The sequence below is a fragment of the Paraherbaspirillum soli genome (assembly GCF_042654985.1).
Taxonomy (GTDB): Bacteria; Pseudomonadota; Gammaproteobacteria; order Burkholderiales; family Burkholderiaceae_D; genus Paraherbaspirillum; species Paraherbaspirillum soli.
On the sequence record NZ_JBHSMT010000008.1, the window covers coordinates 475806 to 495085 of the forward strand.

Genomic DNA, 19280 nt, shown 5'->3' on the forward strand with positions numbered 1-19280 from the left:
ACGCAGGCGAATTTCGTAAAACGGTTTTCCGGGGTGTGTCGATTGCAGCAGCCTTGCTCGCCCTTGCTGCCGGGGCCAGGGCCGAGGCTGGGCAAGCCGATCCGGCCTTGTCCTGTCTGGCCGGGACTTACCGCGCGCCGGATGGCGAGGCGATTGCAATCCGTTCGTTGTCCGCTGCCGATACGTTTCGCTACGTGTACATGGACGGTCGGTTGGGGACGTTGAAACACGAGAGCGCCGGTACCTTTTCTGCGCATCCCGCCTGGCCGGCATCGCGACCGGAGCCGGTCCGGCTGAGCTTGGCGTCGTGCGATGCAAAATTCGCGTCGGTAGAACTCAGTGCCGGCGAGGCGCAGCACTGGGTGCGCGAGCCCCTGCGTATGACGACGATCAAATTCAAGAGCGGCGGCGCGGAACTCACGGGTCAACTGATCGAGCCGCTCAATCGCAGCGGACCGGCGCCGACCCTGGTCTTTGTACACGGCTCGGAGATGACGCCGACGATCGGCGCCAACACGCCGTCGCTGTTGGCGGCCAGCGCCGGCATCGCCTCGTTCGTCTACGATAAGCGCGGCACCGGGCAGTCCAAGGGTGTCTACACGCAAAACTTCGAAACCTTGGGCCAGGACGCCGCCGCCGCGGTTGAAGCGGTGCGCAACGCGGCCGGTTCGCGGATCGGCCGCATCGGCTTGCTCGGCATGAGCCAGGGCGGATGGATTGCGCCACTCGCGGCAGCGAAAGCCAAGGCGGACTTCGTGGTGGTCGCTTTTGGCGTGCTCGGCGACCCGCTTGAGCAGGATGCCTGGCAAGTGGCCTACGAACTCCGGCAGCAGGGTTTCGGCCCGGAGCTGGCGCCGAAAATCGAGGAAGTAACGGATGCCACGGCCAAAGTTGCGGAGACAGATTTCAAACGCAACCGCGAACAACTGGATCTGGTCCGGCGCAAGTACGGCGCCGAGCCGTGGTTCTCGAAGATATCCGGTCAATACAGCGGACAAGTCTTGCGCGGCGAGTTCGACCAGGCCAGCAGCGAAAGCCCTGAGGTGTTGTGGCACTACGATGCGCTATCGGTCATGCAGGGAATCGGCGCGCCCCAGCTGTGGGTCCTGGGCGGATCGGATTCGGTGGCGCCGAGCGCGACCACAGTTGCACGCCTGGTCGATTTGCAGCACGCCGGCAAACCTATCGACGTTGCCGTGTTTCCCAATGCGGATCACGGCATCTACGAATATAAAACGCGGGCCCTGGGATTCGCGGGCGGCGTGCGCAACTCGGTCGGCTATTACCGGCTGATGTTCGACTGGATGAATGGCCGCGTCCAAGGTTCTTACGGCGACGCTGCGATGTTCCGCTCGCACCCATAGGGCACCAAAAAACCTACTGCAGGGTTTGGCAAGCTCGCCAATCTCGGGCCTGTGATGCTCGCCGTACCCCTTGTACGGCTGCGCTTCTCGGCCCGACCTTGGGCCGCTCGCTACGGTTTTTCAAGGTGCTCCATAGGCAGGCACACGGCGCGAATGACTCACCCGGCCTTGCCATAGGCAAAACAGTGTGCGGGTTCCGGGAATGCGCCTCGCCGCACATCGTCGGCATATTCGGCAATTGCGCCGCTCATCGAGCTAGCGATGTCGACATAGCGCTTGACGAATTTCGGCGTGTATTCGGTGAACATGCCAAGCATGTCCTCTGTCACGAGGACCTGGCCGTCGCAAGCCGGCGAGGCGCCGATGCCTATGGTCGGGATGCGCAATGTTTCAGTAATCCGTCGCGCCAGCGCTTCCGCCGTACCTTCGATCACCACCGCAAACGCTCCTGCAAGCTCCAGCGCTACCGCATCGTTCAAGATTTTTTCGGCGGCTGCGCTGGTCAGGCCTTGCGCCTTGAAACCGCCCATCGTATTCACTTGCTGCGGCATCAGGCCGATGTGCGCCATCACCGGAACGCCGCGATCGGCTAAAAAGCGCACGGTGTCGGCCATCTCGGCCCCGCCTTCCAGCTTGACTGCTTGGGCGCCGGTTTCTGTCAGCAAGCGGGCGGCGGAGCGGAACGCTTGCGACGGCGATTCTTGATAAGCGCCGAACGGCAGATCGACCACGATGCAAGCCTGGGTCGATCCCCGCACTACCGCCTGGCCATGCGCGATCATCATGTCCAGCGTCACAGCTAAGGTGCTTGGCATTCCGTACAGCACCATGCCGACCGAGTCGCCGACGATGATCACATCGGCATGCGCATCGACCAGTTTCGCCATCGGCATCGAGTAGGCGGTCAGCGAAACCAGTTTGCCGGCACCCTTCTGCTCTCGAATGGTGGCGATGCTTTTGCGGGAAATAGATGTTTGCGTACTCATGAACGGGAATCCCTTCTTCGTTGGTTTGAATAGGAGGAGACGTTATCATTGGCCCTCATGACAGACTTGCGACAAGGGGACAAACGATGCTGCTGGCGGGACAATCAGCGCGCCATTACGAAGTGCCGGCGATGACGCAGCTGCCGCGGCCGCTGTTTGTGCGGGCATTGGAGATTCCCGAACGCAGCAGCGTCGCGATGCACAGCCATCCGTGGGCGCAGTTTCTGTACGCGACCTCCGGTGTGCTTAATGTGCAGACGCCGCAAGGCCATAGCATGGTGCCGCCGCAATACGCGGTATGGATTCCGCCGCACATGCCGCACGCGGTCTCTACCTATCACCGGGTGTCTTTCCACAGCCTTTATCTGGGGGCTTCGGCACTGGAAAATTTCGAGCAGGATTGCACGGTGCTCAACGTGACGCCGCTGCTTAGGGAACTGATCATGGCCACTGCGGGCATGGCCGTCGATTACGACGTGGAAGGCCGGGACGGACGCCTGGTGGCGGTGATTGTCGACCAGATCAAGGACTTGGCCGCGGCGCCATTGACGGTCCCGATGCCGCTCGACTCGCGCCTGCTGAAAATTGCGGTTGCCTTGCAAGCCAGTCCCGGCGAGTCGCGCAGCCTGGATGATTGGGGCGAACTGGTCGGCGCGACCCGACGCACGCTGGCGCGTCTCTTTCGGAAGGAAACCGGATTGTCGTTTACCGAATGGCGGCAGGCTATCCGCCTATTGGCTTCGTTGCCGCGACTGGAAGCAGGGGAAGCCGTCACGTCGGTGGCCAGCGAACTCGGTTATGAATCGACCTCTGCCTTCATCGCCTTGTTTCAGCGGCGCTATGGCATGACGCCGGGCAGGTTCGTCAAACAGTCGCATCGCCTGAATACGTGAGCGGCTGCTGTCATGCTGATTTTTTTCAGCCGCGTTCGAGGTGTTTGTCATTGCAGAGTCCGGCCTCAATCACGCTCCCAGCCTCGTCCGCCATCGCGTGGCGGCAGCGAGTCGATCAAGCCGATGTCGCGCAGCACGTGGTCGTTCAAGTGACGTTCAAGCTGTGGTCGGTCCGCGAGCTTGTCGGCCTTGGAAAGCTTGGGCGCACCGCGCCGTTGCTGCCATAACTGCACGACACGCACGGTGTAGTCAAACAGGCGCTGCGAGCGCGGCAATGGGACTCTCGAACAGGCGGGTAAGGTTCCAGCAAATTGGCAGGTCGGCGATGAATTATTCATGATGAGTTCACAAGTTGGGTTAGCGGCAGTTGGTGATATTTTTCGTAGCCGCTTGCGTACTGGTAAGAATATCCAACCAGTTTCGCAAAGGGAAACGACTTGTTCTAACCATGTTGGTCAGCTATCCTTACCAGCATGACCCGACTCCCACTCCATACCCTTCCCGTCTTCCGCACCGCGGCGCGTTTACAAAACCTGCGCGCCACTGCGCTCGAAATGCATCTAACCCATAGCGCCGTGAGCCAGCAAATCGGCGTGCTGGAGCAGCAGCTCGGCTTTGCGTTGTTTGAACGGCGCGGGCGGCGCATCGTGCTGAATGCTGCGGGCGAGGCGCTGTTAGGCAGCGTCGATTCGGCGCTGGCGCAGCTGGATGCGGGCGTGCTGGCGGCGGCAGCGGCGGCTTGCGGCGCCGCGCAACGCTTGCGTCTGACCGTGGTGCCCTCCTTCGGCCAGCGCTGGCTGCTGCCGCGCATGCACCGCTGGCGCGAGCGCCACCCCGGCATCGCGCTCGAGCTGCACTCTTCGCAGCAGCTGGTGGATTTGCAGCGCGACGGCTTCCATGCCGCTCTGCGCCAGGGGCGCGGCGGCTGGCCCGGCCTCAGCGACGAGCGCTTGTTCGACAGCCTGATTGTCGCGGTGGCGTCGCCGGCCACCGCGCGTCGCTTGCAGGGCAGCGGCGTTGCCGCGCTCGCGCACGAGCCGCTGCTGGGCGGCGCCCAATTCTGGGATCGCTGGTTCAAGGAGGCCGGGGTCCATGTGCGCAGCAATCCGGTCGCCAATTTCAACGACGCCAGCCTGATGCTGCAAGCGGCGGAGCAGGGCTTGGGCATTGCGCTGGGGCGCGAGTTCATGGTGGCCGATGCGCTGCGCGACGGCCGCCTGGTGCGCTTGTCCGAGCAGCGCCTGGTGGCCGACAGTGCCTACGATTCCTATTACCTGGTTTATCCGCCGGCGTTGCGCGACTGGGGGCCGTTGCAAGCGCTGCGGGCCTGGTTGCATGACGAGGTGTGCGCGACGCAAAAAATGATCGCGCCAGACGCATCGGTTCCCGAGCAAGCGGCCGTCGCGCCGCTGAAAAAATCGCCGGCTCGCAGCAAAGCCAAGAAGGCCGCCGCGGGGAGCTGAACTCGACGGCGGCCATGTGTTGCGACTATCAGATGGTTGTCGGAAAAGCGCAGCAAATCGGCAAGCGTGCTTACACAAAAATTTCTGTTTGGAAATGATATGCTTGTCAATTCGCAGGTGCAGAAATCGTCGTATCAGCCGTCAGCCGACGCCCCTCAATCCGAATAACTTTTTCTCAAAATCCGATGAACTCGCCAAACTTCCCCCAAACCGCCATTACCCTCAGAATCCAGCAGTTGCGCGACGCCATGCAGCGTCACAAGATCGACGCCTGCCTGGTGCCTTCCGCCGATCCGCATTTGTCCGAATACCTGCCCGGGCGCTGGAAGGGGCGCGAATGGCTGTCCGGTTTCACCGGCTCGGTCGCCAATCTGATCGTGACCGCGGATTTTGCCGGCTTGTGGGCCGATAGCCGCTATTGGTCGCAAGCCGAGGCGGAGCTGGCGGGCAGCGGCATCGTGTTGATGAAAACGCTTTCCGGCAATAGCTTGTTGCACCTCGACTGGCTGGGCGCGAACCTGTCCGCCGCGCACACCGTCGCCGTGGACGGCGCGGTACTGGGTCTGGCGACGGCGCGCATGCTGGAACAGGCGCTCAAGAAAAATGGCGTCAAGTTGCGCACCGATCTCGACCTGCTGACGGAAATCTGGCCCGAGCGGCCGTCCCTGCCGACCCAGCCGATTTATGAACACCAGCCGCCGCATGCGCCGCTATCCCGCGCCGACAAGCTGGCTCAACTGCGCGCAGCCATGCAGGTCCACGGTGCGCAATCGCATTTCATTTCGACGCTGGACGACATCGCCTACCTGTTCAATCTGCGCGGCGCCGACGTCAATTTCAATCCGGTGTTTGTGGCCCACGCTTTGATCGGACCGCAACGCGCGACGCTGTTTGTCGCCGACGGCAAAGTGCCGGAGGCACTGCGCACTATCCTGGCGGCCGATGGCGTCGACCTGGCGCCTTATGCACAAGCGGCGGCGGCGCTGGCAGCGCTGCCAGCGGACAGCGCGCTGCTGATCGATCCGCGCCGCGTGACGCTGGGTTTGCGGCAAGCGATCCCGGCCGCGGTCAAGGTGGTCGAGGCGATCAACCCGACCACGTTTGCCAAGTCGCGCAAGAGCACCGACGAGGTGTCGCATGTGCGGGCGGCGATGGAGCAGGACGGCGCGGCGCTATGCGAATTTTTCGCATGGCTGGAGCAGGCGCTAGTCCAATCTGAGCCGGTCACCGAGCTGATGATAGACACCCAGATCACCGCAGCGCGAGCACGCCGCCCGGGCTTCACCTGCCCCAGTTTCGCCACGATTGCCGGCTTCAACGGCAACGGCGCGATGCCGCATTACAAGGCCACCGCTGAATCGCATGCGACGATACAAGGCGACGGTTTGCTGCTGATCGACTCCGGCGGTCAATATGTAAACGGCACCACCGACATCACCCGCATGGTTCCGATCGGCCAGCCTTCGGCCGCGCAAAAACGCGACTGCACTTTGGTGCTGAAAGGCGTGATCGCGCTGTCCGGCGCGCAGTTCCCGCGTGGGGTTAAATCGCCGATGCTGGATGCGATCGCACGCGCGCCAATCTGGGCCGGCGGCATCGACTATGGGCACGGCACCGGTCATGGCGTCGGTTACTTCCTCAACGTCCACGAAGGCCCGCAAGTCATTTCCTGCACTGCGATGCCGGAAGCACACACCGCGATGGAGCCGGGGATGATCACCTCGATCGAGCCGGGCATTTATCGTCCCGAGCGCTGGGGTGTGCGGATCGAAAACCTGGTGTTGAACCAACCGGCCGAGACCACCGAGTTCGGCGAATATCTGCGTTTCGAAACCTTGACCTTGTGCCCTATCGACACGCGCTGCCTGGATCTGAGCTTGATGCGGCAGGACGAGATAGCCTGGCTCAACGCCTACCATGCGCAAGTGCGCGAGCGCCTGTCGCCGCATGTCGCGGGCGATGCCAAGGCTTGGCTCGAGCTCAGGACGCAAGCGCTGTAAAGCGTAGGGCACCTCGAAAAACCTACTGCAGGGTTTGGCAAGCTCGCCAATCTCGGGGCTGCGATGCTCACCGTACCTCCGTACGGCTGCAGGTGTTGCAACATCGTCGCCCCGACCTTGGGCCGCTCGCTACGGTTTATCGAGGTGCCCTGTAGTATCCACAGGCGTCCTGACGGACGTCTTTTTCAATGCGGCCTCAATCGCTGCTGCACAATACCCGCAAGCCATTGATGACGATTGCTTGCGACACCGCATCCGCATAGCGATGGCGGCTATCTTCGAAACACAGGTCGATCAAGCACAGGCTGCCGTTGGCGAGCAGCCTTTCAGCGCGAAAATAATGCGCGTGCCGGCTGGCCGCCGCGGCCAGCGGCGCATGCAACGGCGCACCCCAGCGCGTGACCTGGAATCCGTGCTGTTCAAACCAGCCGACGAATGCCGTCAGCCGCTGCGGATCGTCGCTGACCAGCAAGTCGGCATCGGCCGGAAGGCGCGGCAACGCCAGCTTTTGCAGCCAGCGGGCGAAGCTGCCGTAGACCACAAAATCCGGTAGATCGCTGGCCAATGCTTGCAGGCATGCGAGCGTTTCAGCGAGATCGATCGGCTTCGGTTGATTGCGGGCGATAAAAGCATATTCGTGCGAACGATTGCTGCCAAAACTCAGCGGCGTTAATGCATGACGCGGCCGTTCGTAAACCAGGATGCGTTCGTCGACCAGCACATACCGTTCCGCCAGCAAGCGGCCGACATCCGATGCCAGCGGGATGAATTGCTGGCCGATCCGAAGATTTTCCGCCATCACGATGAAGTAACCGTTCTCATGCAAACACGGTTTCAGTGCGGCCAAGGTCTGCCGCAAGCCTTCCAGGAATTCGGCATACGTTGCGCTGTTATACAACTGCTTATGGTCGGTCAACTGTTCAGGCCAACGGCAGCCGAAATACGGCACATTGGTCAGGATCAAATGCGCCGGCGGCAAGCCCGGCATCAGCGTCAACGCATCCCCTTGTAGCACCGTGCAGTCTTGCGCCTGCAGCCGCGATAAGCGTTGCTGCGCGATGTCGACGCGCTCGGGTTCGACTTCGATGCCAAGGCCGCGCCGTCCTTCCAGATGCGCTGCCACCAGCGTCGTTCCCATGCCGCAAAAAGGGTCCAGCACAGTTTGTCCGGGCAGCGAAAACTGCCGTATGAAAGGCCGCATCTGTTCAACCCAGCCGATGTCGCGCGCGGCAAACGGATCGCGCTGCGCCAGGTCGGCCGGCAACTGAAAAGTGGGGTCCGATGCCGTCAGCGCCAGCCAGCTATTGTCATCCATTACGACTCCTCGCGGCTTGCACTAAACAGCACATGGCGATTCGGGTTCCAGTCGGCGCACAGATTGCCGTTGGCGTGAAACACCAGTTTGTACACTCGTCCGCTGTCGTGCTGACGATGCATGGCGACGTAGTCGGAGGCTTCGAACACCACATCGATGCCGCGATATTTGGCGGCCACGTTCCAGAAATAATAGCCTTCGGTGGCGCGTTCAAAATGCAGTTGTGCGGCCAACGCAGGCAGGCTCAGACAATCGTCCAGCAAGGTGTCGATGCCGATCCGCGTGGCGCCGATATAACGTGCGGTGACATTGTCGGCATAGCGTTCGTCAAGCTTGGAAAATTCGCGGAAAATCACGCTGCTTACGCCCAGGCCTTGCGCCCAATCCAGATACTGTTGCATCTGTTGCGCGCTGTCGATGCCGCCGCGCTGAACAATGCAGACCAGCTTGACCGGCAATTTCGCATTCAAGCGCAGCAGGGTGTCTTCAAAAATGTCTTGCTCGCGAATCGCAACGCCGGGCCTAAAACGCATGATGGCCTGGTTGAACTCCTCTGCAAAATGATGGCGCGATAACTCGATCCAGTCGGTGTTGAAATCTTCCAGGCGCCGGATCAATTGCGTGCCGCGTTGCGGGTCCGCCAGACCGGCGGCATTGGTGTACAGCACGCGCTGATGGACGGTCGAAGATTGTGCATGCCGATCCAGGATATCCAGCATGTCCAGCATCCAGTCCGGATCATCGGTGGTCTCCAGGCCGGACAGCGAATACGACATCGGCACGCCGCGCAGTTGCGCCAGCGCGCTCTGCAAGCCCTGCATATATTGGCGGTCAGGGCGCAGGCCGCTGGCTGGCTTGTCGCCCTTGTTCTCGATCAAGGTCTCGGAACAAAAGCGGCAGCGCGCAGAACAGGGCCGGGCTGACGCGTAAGGAGTAAACGTCACCGGCTGCGCAATCTGCAGTGCGCGTCCCGCGATCGAATGCAGCTTCCAGCGCGCGTCGTCGGTCGGATCGGGGGCGCGGTAGATGACCGTCGGTAGTGGCTGAGGCAGACGCGTGAGGATCGCCGCCGCATTCAATTGCGGCATCGCTTGCGCCGCAATCGGATGGAATTGAATGGCGCTTGCCGTCATCGCCAGGTCCGGTCCGATATCTTGTGGTGCGTCGTCCTCATGTCAGTCCTCGCTCAGCCGCAAGAACTGATCGAGGATGTGAAAGTGGTCGTCGAAGAAGCTTTCTTCCATCGCCGCCAATTGCGCAATCGGCACCCACACCGCCACCGCCGCATCGTCCGCGCCCTGCACTGCCGGCAAGTGTTCGGTCTTCAGGTCGAAGTAATGGGCATGCGTGATGGTGCGGCCGCGCAGGCTGCGTTCCGGATGATCGAAAGCCTTGGCTTCGATGAAGGCGTCGTTCAGCGACGACGCCAGCACCGCGATCCCGGTTTCTTCGAACAGCTCGCGCATTGCTGCCGGCAGCAGGCGCTCATGCTGTTCGACGAAACCGCCGGGGATTGCCCATAAACCTTTGCCGGGAAAGCCGCCGCGCTGCACCAGCAACACATGTCCGGCGCTGCGGACCACCGCATCGACTGTCACAAAGATCGGCGGATACGGAGCCGTGCTCCACGCCGCCTTGTATTTCTGCAGTTGCTGATGTTCCTGCACCAGCGGCGCAAAGCAGGCCAGTTTGCTCCACGCTTGCAGGTATTGCCGTACCGCGAGCGGCACCAGTTCGGCAATCACCGTCAGCGAGACGTCGATGTCTTCCGCCTCGAACAGGATGCGGCGGATACGGGTGGCGTCGATCTCGAACGCATTCTCGCTGCTGACCAGCTGCCACTGCGGGAACAGGTTCAGGTACTGGCTGGAGGCATCCTTGAAATGGCCGATCAGCGCGATACGCCGGGCATCCGGATGGAGCTTGCTGACTTCGTTCTGTACCGCCCTGGCCCAGCGCTTGTCTTCGTAGTAGTCGCGCACCGCGACATACGACACCCGCTCGCGCTCAGCCGCCGGCAAGGTCGCGCCTATCATCGCGGCGCGCTCGCGCCAGTTGAACGGATTCTTTGCGCTGCGCGCGTGAAACGACGAACCCAGCACGATCACGACGCGTGGCGCGGTTTCCAGCGCTTTCTGCAGCAGCGTTGCATGGCCGCGATGAAATGGCTGGAAGCGGCCGATCAGGACTGCAACTTCGGGAGTGGTAACTGGCATCTGATTTGTCCTAGTATTTGGCGGCGATCGGCATTTGACGGCCGCTGCCGAAGGCGCGTGCGCGCACCCGGATGATGGGTGGCGCTTGACGCCGTTTGTATTCGTTACGGGCCACCATGCCGACGATGCGGGCGATGGTGTGCGCGCCCTGCTGCGTGCTGCCGAGTTGCTCGACAAATTGCGTGGCGGCCGTCAACTCCGCGCGCGGCAGCCGTGCGCCTTCGATGTGCCACTTGAGAATTTCATCCAGCACTTCGTAAGGCGGCAGGCTGTCGGTGTCCTGCTGGCCGGGAGCCAGTTCGGCCGACGGAGGTTTGGTCAGCACGGCGGCCGGAATAATTTCGCGCCCGGCATGCTGGTTGACGTGACGCGCCAGCGCAAACACTTCGGTCTTGTACAAATCGCCGAGCAGGCCGAGACCGCCGTTGGTGTCGCCGTACAAGGTGCAGTAGCCGACCGAAATCTCGCTCTTGTTGCCGGTGGTCAGCAACAGCGCGCCGAATGCGTTCGAATACTCCATCAGAATCGTGCCGCGCACCCGCGCCTGCAAATTCTCCAGCGGCAAACCTTGCAGTGGCGTGCCGAATGCGGCGGCAAAACCGCGGCCGTAATTGTCGACCAGATCGAGAATCGGATGATGCATTAGCTTGATGCCGAGGTTGTCGCACAACGCCACCGAATCCGAGACCGAACCCTCGCTCGAATAAGCCGACGGCATCGTGATCGCGAACACGTTTTCCGCGCCCAACGCTTCGACCGCCAGCGCCAGGGTCAACGCCGAATCGATCCCGCCCGATGAGCCGACTACCGCCTGCGTGAAGCCGCAGCGGCGGGCGTAATCGCGCAAGCCCAATACGATCTGGCGGCGCGCGAATTCGCTGGCGGACCAAGCTTGTTGTTCCGGCTGCGGCAATGCGCGCCCATCCGGCGCGCTGAAGCGCCCGGCCTCGAAAGCTAGCAGCTGAAAATCTTCGGCGAACTGTGCCGCTTCGAAAGCAATGCCCTGGCTCGGCGACAGCGCGAATGAAGCGCCGTCGAACACCAGCTGGTCCTGGCCGCCAACCTGATTGACGAACAGCAAAGGCAGTTGCGTCTGTTCCACCGCGGCCGAAAATAGCGCATGACGCTGCAGCCGTTTGCCGATATCGGATGGGCTGGCATTGATGCTGATCACCAGATCGGGCCGCGCCGCATTGAGCGCATCGAACGGGTTGACCTGGTAATCGCGGCGGTCGATATTCCAGCCGTCTTCACAGATGATGAAGCCGATCCGCGTGCCCGCTACGTCCAGCACACAAGCGCCTTCCGGTCCCGGCTCGAAGTGGCGCCGCTCATCGAAAATGCCGTAGGTGGGCAGCAGTTGTTTGTGGTATTCGCTGATCACCTGGCCGTTGCGGATCGCCAGCAAAGCGTTATGCAAGGGCTTGCCGATGCCGGCATTGCGGCGCACCGTGCCCAGCACCGTGACCAGCTGCGGCAACTCGCGCGACGCTGCCAGCACTTGTTCCAATGCGTGATCGAGCTGATGCAGGAAATGGCTGTCTTCCAGCAAGTCGCCGGGATAGTAGCCGCACAGCGACAGCTCGCTGAATACCGCTACCTCGGTGCCCGCTTTTGCCGCCCGTCGCATGTGATCGATGGTGGTGGCGGTATTGCCGGCGAAGTCGCCGACTGTGTAATTTAACTGGGCAAGAGCAATCTTGAGCATGTTGTTTTCCTTAGGCTGTGCGGTGAAAGACTTGGCGCAAATAGGCCAGGAAGGTCTCATCGTTGCACATGGTCTTGCCGGCCGAATCGGGCAGCTTGGCAACCGGCTGGCCGTTGCAGTTGGTCAGTTTCATCACGATATTCAGCGGCTCCAGGCCGGTGTCGTTGGTCAGGTTGGTGCCGATCCCGAAGCCGGTCATGATGCGGTCGGCAAAATGCCGGTACAAGGAAAACGCTCTCGGCAAATCCAGGCTGTCCGAGAACACCAGCCGTTTGGTGTGGGCGTTCAAACGCAAGTTGGCGTAGTGCGCCAGCGCCTTCTCGCCCCATGCCACCGGATCGCCGGAGTCGTGCCGCAGGCCGTCGAACAGCTTGGCGAAATACAGATCGAAGTCGTTCAGGAAGGCGTCCATGCCGACCACGTCGGTCAGCGCCGTGCCGAGGTCGCCGCGGTATTCCTGCACCCAGTCTTCCAGCGCGGCTTTCTGGAAATCGCGCAGCCGCACGCCGAACGATTGATACGATTGCAGGTACTCATGGGCCATCGTGCCGATCGGCACCAGGCCGTATTTTTTGGCGAGATGGACGTTGGAAGTGCCTTTGAAATACTGCGGCACTTCACGCGCAAGCGTCGCCACCACTTCGTCGTGCCACTCGCGGGAGAAGCGGCGGCGCACGCCGAAATCGAAGAACTCGAACGGATGGTGTTTGGCCGGGTGGTCGCGGAATTCTCTCAACAGCTCGATCTTGACGTTCAGGCGTTGCCGCGCTTCAGTCAGCGCCGCATCCCGATCGAAGCCGCGGAAATACAGCTCGTTGACGATGTACAGCACGAAAATCTCGAAGCCCATCACATGCACTTGCGGCCCTTTGGCGTGAATCACCAGATGGTCGCCATCGACGTCCACGGTAATGAATTTGCGCTGGAACCGGAACACCGTCAGGAAGTCGACGAAATCGCTTTTGATGAAGCGCAGGTTGCGCAGGTAAGCCAGTTCGTCATCGCGGAAGGACAGCGAGCAGAGTTGGTCCAGTTCCTGTTCGACCGCGTCTTTCAAGGCCGCCAGCGGGTATTGCGGCGTATTGCGGCAGACGAAAGCATATTCGGTCTGTGCATCCGGGTGGCTGTGCAGCAGCGCTTGCCACATCGTGAATTTATATAAATCGGTTTCCAGCAGACTGTGAACGATGCCATTCATGGTAGGGCTTTCAAAAGATGAGTTGCTGCGACATGCATGATGCGTGCCTTCAAAATTCAGCTGCGGGCGTTGGCCAGCAGTTGCGCCAATACTTCCTTGGCGCTGGCGGTGCGCGCACCTTGCGCCGCCATGCTTCGTACAAATTCCTGGTGCTGGGTTTCGAACCCGGTGACCGGACTCATGCAATCGGTGATCAATACCAGCTTGGCGATATTTTTCGGGCCGAAGTTTTCAGCGATGTGCTCGGTGGTGGCCTTCACGCAATGGCTGCCCGCTTCGCCTGCAATATAGATCCGGTCCGCCTTGGCCAGGCTGTCCAGCAAGCTTTGATTGGACTGGGTCAATGGATCTTCAGGGTCCGGTACTTCGGCCCGCACCGCCGAATAATGCTCGGTCCAAGGGTTGCTGCCCTTGCTGATTTTAGCGACGCTGTTCAAGGTCGATTCTTCCCAGCGGTTGTACGCGTGCCGCAGATCGAGGTGGACGTCGTGGCCCCACGAACCGATTTCGCAATGCACCGGCCACACCATCAGCCGATAGCGGCCGGCGGCTTCCAGCTGATCCAGATAAGCGAGCACGTGCGGCAGCGCCTGCGGTATCCGCGGCAGATAGGCGCCGGCGCGCACCTGTGACGCCGAGATCTGGGTGAACGGCGTCACTGCCGCGCCTGCCGCATCGGTCCAGAACGTCGGGTGGGCGACGTCGATCCGGTGATGCGAGTCTAGCGTGACGCTGATGCCGCTGATCCCTGCGCTGCCCAGATTGATCAACTCGGCCAGGCGCAACATGTCGGCATGCGCGCCCGGCACCGGCAGCGACGGCGCATACTTGCCGCCGCCAACCGGATCGAGCGGCAGGTAGTCGGCAGGCAAATCGCAAAAATCGTTTTGCGGATCGATGATCAGTAAATGCAGGTGCTGGCGCATGGGAATCCCTCTTTGTTTTGCTGGTGTGGCTCTAGTCTAAATTGCTTTGTTTATTAATGCAACTAACTATCTTGAATTTATTGTTGATAATTTCTATGTCATTGATAATAGGTATTTATTTTAATTTATGATTGCTTATACTTAAGGCTACAATGATACTAAGTGCTGAAAATCCATCAGCGGCCTGAATTAAAAATAACGAGAGTCATGCATGAATGAACTAATTTGCACCGTCGATCTGGTGTTGCTTACATTGAAGGATGACGGCCTGAAAGTCGCGCTTCTGAAAAGGGATCATGACCCGTTCAAAGGGGTGCTGTCGCTGCCGGGCGGCTACATCCACGCCGACGAGGATGCCGATGCGCGCGATGCGGCGCTGCGCGTGCTGCGCGTCAAGACCGGCATCGAAAGTCCCTATCTGGAGCAGTTGGCGACTTTTTCAGGCTCCGCGCGAGACCCGCGCGGCTGGTCGATTTCTGTCGCGTATTACGCGCTGGTGTCGGCCGACGTGATCGAGCGCGCCAGTCATCCCGACGTGCAATTGCTCAGCGTCGATCGTCCTCTCAATCTGCCGTTCGACCATAGGCAGATTGTCGAGACGGCGGTGGCCCGGCTGCGCAGCATCAGCCAGTATTCGTCGTTGCCATGCCATTTGCTGGGGGAGACGTTCACGCTACCACAGCTGCAGCGGGTGTATGAAACGCTGATGGGCGAAGCGCTGAACAAGGTCAGCTTTCGCCGTAAAATTTTCGAGATGGGCATGCTGGAAGCGATCGCCGGCAAGTTCGGCGCGAGCGGTGCGCATCGGCCGGCGCAGCTGTATCGGTTGAAGCCGGAATTGCGCGAGCGGCTGACCTTGTTGCAGCGTGGCTTATGAGGCTGAAGCGCACCTCGAAAAACCTACTGTGCGGCCCAATCTCGGGGCTGTGATGCTCGCCGTACAAGTTGTACGACTCCGCTTCTCGCCCCGACCTTGGGCCGCTCGCTACGGTTTTTCGAGGTGCCTTGAAATCATTGGACGTTCATTCGCATTCAATGATGATTCCCGCCTCTATAGCTCGCGTATTCAGGGTGTTTTTGTGAATGGAATGGGTGCTATCAAACTGCAATCAAAAAGCACCGGCTTCAGTAGTCAAGCTGACAGAAAATGTCAGCACGCGTGACAAGGGGTGGCAGCTTTTCATTTCGCAAACGCGGTTCCGCCTTGCGTCGCGCGCAAATTGATAGCGATGCTTTTTGGCATGATATTTGCTCTAATACACCAAAGGTTTCCCAGTCAGTCTGCTCCAGACGATGCAGATATCAACACGGTGCGTTCATCCAGATTCGTCCAGTACGCCCATCCATGCATTTACCAAGTCCCTGGGACAATAGCTGATGATTAAAATTAGTGTTGTTTCTTACAACAACGTAGCGCCCGCCTCACCGCTGTCGGCGGTCTTTGGCCGAGACGGCAAAACCCTGGGACGAAGCGAAGAGAATCACCTTGTGCTGGCGGACCCCAAGCATTTTGTTTCCCGCGTCCAGGCTTTGATCAAAAGCGACGGCGTGCGGAGAACGATTACCAACCTGAGCCAAGCCAATCCCATCTGGTTGAACGGTCTTGAGATCGATGCCGAACGTGAATACGAGCTGCAAAGCGGCGACCAAATTCAAATCGGACTTTATTTATTGCGCGCCGATGCGCACCTGAGCTTAATGAAAGAAAACGTAAATATGACCAATCAGCCTGCCAACGACCCGATCAATTCAGCGCTTGGCGCCAACCGCTTGCCCGCTGAGCCGGACGCCAGACAGGCCGCCATTGCGCAATCGGCGCTGGCGCAATTGCACCTGGAATTGGCGGCAGCCAACGCTGCGCCGTCCGCGCCCAATGCGGCCGCTCATCCGGCCCCTGTGGCCGACAGCGGCGAAGCGGACGCCGTGCCGGAGACGGTCGAAGCAAGCGCCGACGTCCAGGCGCTGACCCATGCTTTCCTGAAAGGCGCAAGCCTCCCGGCCGGAGCGCTGACGGCCGGACTGACCACGGAAGTGATGGAAACCGTCGGCAAGTTATTGGCAACCGCAGTGCAAGGCACGATCGACCTGAACGCTGCGCGGGCATTGGTCAAGCGCGAGGCGAATGCGGATGTGACCAAGGTCGTGGTCCGGAATAATAATCCGGTGAAATTTTTTCAGGACAGCAAGGTGGTGCTGACCCAGATGCTGCGCAAGAAAATGCCCGGCTTCATGGGCGCGACCGAGGCGATGGAAGACGTGTACCAGGATTTGCATGCGCACCAGCACGGCGTGGTGTCCGGCATGCGCGGCAATATGAACGAGGTCCTGCATCTGTTTAACCCTGATGCGCTGGAACGAAAAGTGCAGCAAAGCGGGTTTGTCGCTTCGCTGCTGCCGGCCAATCGAAAAGCCAAGCTGTGGGATGCCTATGTTGCGCGCTTCCAGAAAATCGACGAGGCGGCGCAGGATGAGTTCCAGTCCCTGTTCGGCAAAGCGTTTTTGCAAGCCTATGAGAAAAAAGTCGAACAGGTAAAGAAACAGAATGGCTGATACCCCATCGTCCGGCAACGCTCTGGTCCTGACTTCTTCGCAGCTGACCAATGTCGGCGGGCGGCAATCGAATCAGGACGCGCTGGCCAGCGCGCGCCAGGACGATCTGGCCTGCTTTGTCGTGTCGGACGGCGTCGGTGGACAGGAAGGCGGAGAAATTGCGTCGAACATCGTGGTCAAGGCGGTGCTCGACCGGTTTCAGCAAGAGGCGACTTTCAGTCCGCGCGCCCTTCAAGCCTATATAGATTTTGCCGTTATCAAACTGGTACGGCGCCAGTCTGAAGAGCCGCGGCTGAAAGACATGAGCGCGACGGTGGCGGCGCTATTGATCGACCGCAAAAATCGTTCGGTGTTATGGGCCCATATGGGCGATACTCGCGTCTATCATTTTCGCGGCGGCAAAGTGCACCGCGTCACCAAGGACCACAGCCTGGTGCAGCAATGCGTCGATGCCGGACATTGCCAGCCCGAACAGCTGCGCACCCATCCTCAGCGCAGCATCCTGTGCGCGGCGGTCGGCGTCGCCGGCGACGGCATTGCCGAGGTGACCCAGCTGCCGGAGCCAGTGCAGGCGGGCGACTCTTTCCTGATTTGCACCGACGGCTTTTGGGAATGGATAGATGAGAGCGAAATGGAAAGTGCCGCTGCGGCGGCGGATTCCGCCAAGGCATGGTTGACCGGCATGCACGCGATTGTGGAAAAAAACGGCGGTGCTTCGAAGACCCCGCGCGATGACTGCACGGCGTTCACCATTTACTTGTCAACAGATTCCAGTACGGCAACGTTAACTTAACCAGCACGATCAACGAGCACCAGCAGGCTCCAGGCACTGAAAAACAATATTACGAATGTCGAGCCGATTTTGAATATACGAAACGCCAGCGCGGCCAACCCGATTGGTCCGGACGAAACATCGGAAACAGTGATCGAAAACTGTCTTCCTAGAGGAACACGTCTGGCCGATTTTGAAATCATGGGCGTGATTGGCGAAGGCGGATTCGGCATCGTGTATTTTGCTTTCGACCGATCGCTGCGGCGCACGGTGGCGATCAAGGAATATATGCCGGGCGCATTTGCCGGCCGCGGTCCGGATAAAAGGGTGGTGGTGCGCTCGCAGCGTCACCAGGAAACTTTCACCATCGGCTTGAAAAGCTTCATCAACGAAGCGCGCCTGTTGGCGCAATTCGACCATCCCGCGCTGATCAAGGTTTACCGTTATTGGCAGCAAAACAATACCGGCTACATGGCGATGCGGTATTACGAAGGCCGCACCCTCAAGAGCGTGGTCAACAATAATCCGGCGCAGGTCACCGAAGCCTGGCTCAAGAGCATGTTGAAGCCGATGCTGGAAGCGCTCGACGCCATGTACCGCGTGCAGATCCTGCATCGCGACATCTCGCCGGACAACATCATGATCCAGAAGAACGGCGAAGCGGTATTGCTGGACTTCGGCGCGGCGCGCCAAATCATCGGCGACATGACCCATTCTTCGCTGACGGTCATCCTGAAACCCGGTTACGCGCCGATCGAGCAATACGCCGACGATTCGACCATGAAGCAAGGGCCGTGGACCGACATTTATTCGCTGTCGGCGGTGGTCTATTTCGCCATCATGAAAATGTCGCCGCCGACCTCCGTGGCGCGCATGGTCAATGATCCGATCAAGCGTCTGCAAGACGGCGGCCACAGCGGTTTCAGCAAGGAATTCCTGGCGGCGATCGACATGGGCTTGTCGCTCAAACCCGAAGATCGCCCGCAGTCGATCGAAGAATTCCGCAAACTGCTGGATCTGGAACTGTCGGTGCCGATGCCGACGCCGGACAGCAGCACCGGCATGCCAAGATTGCCGGAATCCAGAAGCCGCAAGGAGCGCGACGGCAGCGACAAGCCGCGCGCTTCGGCATCAACGAAAACGCCGGACGGCAAACGTTTGCGGCAGGATTCCAGGAAGTCGAAGCAGCCGGAAAAACCGAAGCGTTCGCCGGCATTGTGGATCGCAGCCGTAGCCGGCTTGTGCGTACTCGGCGCGAGCGGGTATTTTTTATTCAAGCACCGGCCCGCGCCGGTCGCCGCTGCCAGCGTGGTTGCGGCACATTCGCCGGCGCACGCAGTGACGCCAGCACCTGTGCCCGCACCCTCGCCCGCGCCTGTTTCATCAGCGCCCTCGACCGGCGCAGCAAGCGCAGCACCGGTACCGGATGACGAATCCTTCACTTGGGAAGTGCTGAAGGACAATCCGAACGCGACCCCGCAAGAGTTTGAGCAGTTCATCCAGAAATATCCGGCGGGACAGCATGTGGAACAGGCGCGCGCCAGTTTGCTTGCCATGCAGACCAAAGCGGACCGCGAAAAAGCCGCGACCAGCAGTGGCGCAAATGCGACACCAGCGCCCGCCGCTGCTGCCGGCAATGCCAAGACCGCCAACGCCACCGGGACCGTGACGCTGACCATCAAACCGTGGGGCAACGTAATGGTTGACGGGGTTTTGAAAGGCGTCAGCCCTCCTCTGAAAAAATTGGTTTTGCCGGAAGGAAAACACCGGATCAAAGTCGTCAATCCAAATTTCCCTGATCACGTCACGGAAATTGACGTCTCGAAGAAAAAAACGCGTAACATCAGCTACGATTTTTCTCCTTCCAAGAATTAGTACAGCCAATAGCA

General features: G+C 60.3%; 16 protein-coding genes. 8 read left to right on the top strand and 8 right to left on the bottom strand.

Annotated features, from left to right (window positions below; genetic code table 11):
• Positions 1-53 precede the first annotated feature (53 nt).
• Positions 54-1364 (top strand): alpha/beta hydrolase family protein, encoded by a 1311-nt coding sequence (locus ACFPM8_RS04910; protein ID WP_378995541.1) that lies wholly within the window; start codon positions 54-56, stop codon positions 1362-1364.
• Between the two features lie 158 nt (positions 1365-1522).
• Here the strand turns inward: ACFPM8_RS04910 and panB are convergent, their stop codons facing one another.
• The gene (gene panB, locus ACFPM8_RS04915; protein WP_378995542.1) at positions 1523-2350 is read right to left on the bottom strand and encodes a 3-methyl-2-oxobutanoate hydroxymethyltransferase; all 828 of its coding nucleotides are present in this window, start codon (positions 2348-2350) and stop codon (positions 1523-1525) included.
• Positions 2351-2436: 86 nt separating this feature from the next.
• Here panB and ACFPM8_RS04920 point away from each other — a divergent pair, with 86 nt between their 5' ends.
• The gene (locus tag ACFPM8_RS04920; protein ID WP_378995544.1) at positions 2437-3243 is read left to right on the top strand and encodes an AraC family transcriptional regulator; all 807 of its coding nucleotides are present in this window, start codon (positions 2437-2439) and stop codon (positions 3241-3243) included.
• Between the two features lie 65 nt (positions 3244-3308).
• On the opposite strand, the gene ACFPM8_RS04925 is transcribed toward ACFPM8_RS04920, so the two are convergent.
• Positions 3309-3581 carry a hypothetical protein gene (locus ACFPM8_RS04925; protein ID WP_378995546.1) on the bottom strand — a complete coding sequence of 91 codons (273 nt, stop codon included), beginning with the start codon at positions 3579-3581 and terminating at the stop codon, positions 3309-3311.
• Positions 3582-3704: 123 nt separating this feature from the next.
• Here ACFPM8_RS04925 and ACFPM8_RS04930 point away from each other — a divergent pair, with 123 nt between their 5' ends.
• Both ACFPM8_RS04930 and ACFPM8_RS04935 read left to right on the top strand, forming a co-directional pair.
• Positions 3705-4706, top strand: coding sequence for a LysR substrate-binding domain-containing protein (locus ACFPM8_RS04930; protein ID WP_378995747.1), 1002 nt, complete (start codon positions 3705-3707; stop codon positions 4704-4706).
• Positions 4707-4891: 185 nt separating this feature from the next.
• Entirely contained in the window at positions 4892-6706 is a 1815-nt protein-coding gene (locus tag ACFPM8_RS04935; protein ID WP_378995548.1) for an aminopeptidase P family protein, read from the top strand.
• A 196-nt stretch (positions 6707-6902) separates the two neighbouring features.
• On the opposite strand, the gene ACFPM8_RS04940 is transcribed toward ACFPM8_RS04935, so the two are convergent.
• Genes ACFPM8_RS04940 through ACFPM8_RS04965 form a run of 6 tightly spaced genes read right to left on the bottom strand, consistent with a single transcriptional unit; the run spans position 6903 to position 14069 of the window.
• Positions 6903-8021, bottom strand: coding sequence for a TRM11 family SAM-dependent methyltransferase (locus ACFPM8_RS04940; protein WP_378995550.1), 1119 nt, complete (start codon positions 8019-8021; stop codon positions 6903-6905).
• The gene (locus tag ACFPM8_RS04945) at positions 8021-9154 is read right to left on the bottom strand and encodes a hypothetical protein (RefSeq protein WP_378995552.1); all 1134 of its coding nucleotides are present in this window, start codon (positions 9152-9154) and stop codon (positions 8021-8023) included. Before ACFPM8_RS04945 ends, ACFPM8_RS04940 begins: the two co-directional genes overlap by 1 nt.
• A gap of 42 nt (positions 9155-9196) precedes the next feature.
• Entirely contained in the window at positions 9197-10237 is a 1041-nt protein-coding gene (locus ACFPM8_RS04950) for a bifunctional nicotinamide-nucleotide adenylyltransferase/Nudix hydroxylase (protein WP_378995553.1), read from the bottom strand.
• Between the two features lie 10 nt (positions 10238-10247).
• Positions 10248-11945, bottom strand: a complete 1698-nt coding sequence (locus ACFPM8_RS04955; RefSeq protein ID WP_378995555.1) for an NAD+ synthase — start codon at positions 11943-11945, stop codon at positions 10248-10250.
• Positions 11946-11955: 10 nt separating this feature from the next.
• Entirely contained in the window at positions 11956-13143 is a 1188-nt protein-coding gene (gene pncB / locus ACFPM8_RS04960) for a nicotinate phosphoribosyltransferase (protein ID WP_378995557.1), read from the bottom strand.
• A 56-nt stretch (positions 13144-13199) separates the two neighbouring features.
• Positions 13200-14069, bottom strand: a complete 870-nt coding sequence (locus ACFPM8_RS04965; protein ID WP_378995559.1) for a cysteine hydrolase family protein — start codon at positions 14067-14069, stop codon at positions 13200-13202.
• Between the two features lie 211 nt (positions 14070-14280).
• On the opposite strand from ACFPM8_RS04965, the gene ACFPM8_RS04970 reads away from it, so the two are divergent.
• The 4 genes from ACFPM8_RS04970 to ACFPM8_RS04985 all read left to right on the top strand — a co-directional run bounded on the left by ACFPM8_RS04970 (position 14281) and on the right by ACFPM8_RS04985 (position 19266).
• Entirely contained in the window at positions 14281-14946 is a 666-nt protein-coding gene (locus ACFPM8_RS04970) for an NUDIX hydrolase (RefSeq protein WP_378995561.1), read from the top strand.
• Positions 14947-15446: 500 nt separating this feature from the next.
• Positions 15447-16619 (top strand): type VI secretion system-associated FHA domain protein TagH, encoded by a 1173-nt coding sequence (tagH, locus tag ACFPM8_RS04975; RefSeq protein WP_378995563.1) that lies wholly within the window; start codon positions 15447-15449, stop codon positions 16617-16619.
• Positions 16612-17412 (top strand): PP2C family protein-serine/threonine phosphatase, encoded by an 801-nt coding sequence (locus ACFPM8_RS04980; RefSeq protein ID WP_378995565.1) that lies wholly within the window; start codon positions 16612-16614, stop codon positions 17410-17412. Before tagH ends, ACFPM8_RS04980 begins: the two co-directional genes overlap by 8 nt.
• Before the next feature lie 69 nt (positions 17413-17481).
• Positions 17482-19266 carry a serine/threonine protein kinase gene (locus ACFPM8_RS04985; protein WP_378995568.1) on the top strand — a complete coding sequence of 595 codons (1785 nt, stop codon included), beginning with the start codon at positions 17482-17484 and terminating at the stop codon, positions 19264-19266.
• The last annotated feature ends 14 nt before the right edge of the window (positions 19267-19280 follow it).

Bases quoted from the DNA above. Each gene is read 5' to 3' on its own strand.
- panB (WP_378995542.1), bottom strand. From the start codon at position 2,350: ATGAGTACGCAAACATCTATTTCCCGCAAAAGCATCGCCACCATTCGA.
- ACFPM8_RS04920 (WP_378995544.1), top strand. From the start codon at position 2,437: ATGCTGCTGGCGGGACAATCAGCGCGCCATTACGAAGTGCCGGCGATG.
- ACFPM8_RS04925 (WP_378995546.1), bottom strand. From the start codon at position 3,581: ATGAATAATTCATCGCCGACCTGCCAATTTGCTGGAACCTTACCCGCC.
- ACFPM8_RS04935 (WP_378995548.1), top strand. From the start codon at position 4,892: ATGAACTCGCCAAACTTCCCCCAAACCGCCATTACCCTCAGAATCCAG.
- ACFPM8_RS04940 (WP_378995550.1), bottom strand. From the start codon at position 8,021: ATGGATGACAATAGCTGGCTGGCGCTGACGGCATCGGACCCCACTTTT.
- ACFPM8_RS04945 (WP_378995552.1), bottom strand. From the start codon at position 9,154: ATGACGGCAAGCGCCATTCAATTCCATCCGATTGCGGCGCAAGCGATG.
- ACFPM8_RS04950 (WP_378995553.1), bottom strand. From the start codon at position 10,237: ATGCCAGTTACCACTCCCGAAGTTGCAGTCCTGATCGGCCGCTTCCAG.
- ACFPM8_RS04955 (WP_378995555.1), bottom strand. From the start codon at position 11,945: ATGCTCAAGATTGCTCTTGCCCAGTTAAATTACACAGTCGGCGACTTC.
- pncB (WP_378995557.1), bottom strand. From the start codon at position 13,143: ATGAATGGCATCGTTCACAGTCTGCTGGAAACCGATTTATATAAATTC.
- ACFPM8_RS04965 (WP_378995559.1), bottom strand. From the start codon at position 14,069: ATGCGCCAGCACCTGCATTTACTGATCATCGATCCGCAAAACGATTTT.
- ACFPM8_RS04970 (WP_378995561.1), top strand. From the start codon at position 14,281: ATGAATGAACTAATTTGCACCGTCGATCTGGTGTTGCTTACATTGAAG.
- tagH (WP_378995563.1), top strand. From the start codon at position 15,447: ATGATTAAAATTAGTGTTGTTTCTTACAACAACGTAGCGCCCGCCTCA.
- ACFPM8_RS04980 (WP_378995565.1), top strand. From the start codon at position 16,612: ATGGCTGATACCCCATCGTCCGGCAACGCTCTGGTCCTGACTTCTTCG.